At 40.8% G+C, this 1993-nt stretch carries 3 protein-coding genes and 1 pseudogene; all 4 read right to left on the bottom strand.

All coding sequences use genetic code 11. From position 1 onward, the window contains the following. Positions 1–109 precede the first annotated feature (109 nt). Positions 110–514, bottom strand: a complete 405-nt coding sequence (locus ACFIK3_RS09320) for a hypothetical protein (RefSeq protein WP_273719577.1) — start codon at positions 512–514, stop codon at positions 110–112. Continuing rightward, positions 511–1275, bottom strand: coding sequence for a filamentous hemagglutinin (locus ACFIK3_RS09315; RefSeq protein ID WP_375676609.1), 765 nt, complete (start codon positions 1273–1275; stop codon positions 511–513). Before ACFIK3_RS09315 ends, ACFIK3_RS09320 begins: the two co-directional genes overlap by 4 nt. 15 nt (positions 1276–1290) lie before the next feature. Beyond that, on the bottom strand, positions 1291–1707 hold the full coding sequence (locus ACFIK3_RS09310; protein ID WP_375631978.1) for a hypothetical protein: 417 nt from the start codon (positions 1705–1707) through the stop codon (positions 1291–1293). Further along, positions 1704–1993: pseudogene (locus ACFIK3_RS09305) on the bottom strand (hypothetical protein); the annotation flags it as partial. The pseudogene ACFIK3_RS09305 and the gene ACFIK3_RS09310, both read right to left, overlap by 4 nt.

The following is a 1993-nucleotide window of genomic DNA, read 5'->3' as shown; positions in this document are numbered from 1 at the left end:
TGCTTAAAACAACGGTGAACAATATTGAGATGATGGATTGAGAAAACAATCCCCTCATTCCAAGCAAAAGCAAGGATGGCGGATTGTTGATCATCACAAACAGCAAGACTTAAGGTTGGCATTTGCGACTATTTTTATATTTTTTACAAAACGGGCTGTTTAAGCGCTTCTTGACACTGCGCTGTGGAACAACAGCGCCTGGACGACAAATGGGAAGGTTTTCGGCTTTATGATTCTCGCACCAAGTCCCTCCCCCCACTTTATCACGAAAACCTGATTGAACCATACAGGCATCAATAGTTGCCCATGCATTGTAGCTGAGTTTTCTGTTTTCTGGATCGGCATCAATAAGGCTCGGCATTCCACATTCTAACAAGGCTTTTCCTACCTCAGTAAAATCAGTAACACCATTTTTCTCCCACGTAGCCACCTCTCCTGGAGGAGGTTTATCGATATTACATCCAGTTATAATTAACAAAGTTACAGTGCTTAATAATTTTAGAGTTTGTTTCATTTTTTACTCCTTGATTTACTTAAAGGAAATTGTTCACGATGAGATGTGCCATAAAACTTTTGGCATTTTGGACCCACGTCTCCAAGACAGGTATGGGAACTTATGGGATTCATGATCACTCTCCACCATTCTTTCCACCAGTTACTGCCAGCAGATATTGTCTCATAAGTATAGCCATTGCCACCAATCAATCTGCTTACAACGTCAAATCTATGCCCATCAAAACCAATAGTGGTTTGTTTGCCACCACTCACATAACCTAACAGACCGGATGCAACTAAAACATTAAAGGCGGGTCCATAGAAATTGATCTTCGTGTTGTCGGCTATACCGTGCACACCTTCTTGTTTGAAAGAATTCAGCATATTCCCCAATGTCATGGTACCACGGCTATGTCCATAAAGTTCTAACCCTGTAATACCATGGCTATACACCAAATCTTTTGCTTCTTGTGTTGAATTGGTCAAACCCCAAAAGTTATTTTCCATAAACTTCTGATAGCCCGCGACCAAAAGTTCTGAGATAGCAGAATCGGCTTCTGGGAACACCACAAAATAAAGCGGTGCATTTTTATCCTTCGCATGTTGAACCGCATAAACAGCGGCTTCCTCTGGTGGAGTAAAGATGCCATTAAAGGACACATGCACCTTGCCATCAGCACCTTTTTGTAAATGCTGCTTTTCTTCATCCGTTAAATAATGTGCGTGAGGAAACAATCGCGCCATTCCAAGTGAAGGCAAGGATGGCGGATTGTTGATCATCACTAGCTGCAAAACTTAAGGCTGGCATTTGCGACTATTTTTATATTTTTTACAAAAAGGGCTGTTTAAGCGCTTCTTGACACTTCGCTGTGGAACAACAGCGCCTGGACGACAAATGGGCAAGTTTTTCTCTTTAAAAGTATAACATGGCCCTCCCGCTCTTGCTACTTCTTCATCTTTATAGCGGAATCCTGATTGGAGCATGCAAGCATAAGTTGTTGCTTTAGCATTAATACTCTGCTGTTGGTTTTCTGGATCGATATCATAAGGCGTTGGCATGCCACATTCTAATAGGGCTTTTCCTATCTCCGTAAAATCAGTAACACTATTTTTCTCCCACATACTCAAATACCCTGGAGCAGGCTTATCAATGTTACATCCAGCAATATTTAACAGAATGAGACCACTTAATAATTTCAAGATTTTCTTCATTTTTTTCTTCCTGAATATTTTGAATAAATTGGCGTACGATTAGGTGAACCGTAGCGCCATGTACAAGCATCACCGGCATGACCATAACAAGCATGAACACTTGGGTAGCCCTTAAATATTTGCCCTCTCTCTTTCCAGGGACCACTTCCAGGAGGTATTTGTTCAAAAGTGTAAGGATTTTTGCCAATCTTTGTACCCACAACGTCATATTTATGATTTTCCAAGTTTACATAATCCTGCTTTCCATCACTTAAGATATATAACGTATCTGCCATGTTTTGAGTAT

The sequence above is a fragment of the Bartonella sp. CB10SXKL genome (genome assembly GCF_042195515.1).
Taxonomy (GTDB): Bacteria; Pseudomonadota; Alphaproteobacteria; order Rhizobiales; family Rhizobiaceae; genus Bartonella.
This window is presented reverse-complemented; position numbering and strand designations above follow the sequence as displayed.

What these genes read in the sequence shown, in the direction of transcription:
- ACFIK3_RS09315 (WP_375676609.1), bottom strand. Translation starts at nt 1,275, where the DNA reads ATGATCAACAATCCGCCATCCTTGCCTTCACTTGGAATGGCGCGATTG.
- ACFIK3_RS09310 (WP_375631978.1), bottom strand. Translation starts at nt 1,707, where the DNA reads ATGAAGAAAATCTTGAAATTATTAAGTGGTCTCATTCTGTTAAATATT.
- ACFIK3_RS09320 (WP_273719577.1), bottom strand. Translation starts at nt 514, where the DNA reads ATGAAACAAACTCTAAAATTATTAAGCACTGTAACTTTGTTAATTATA.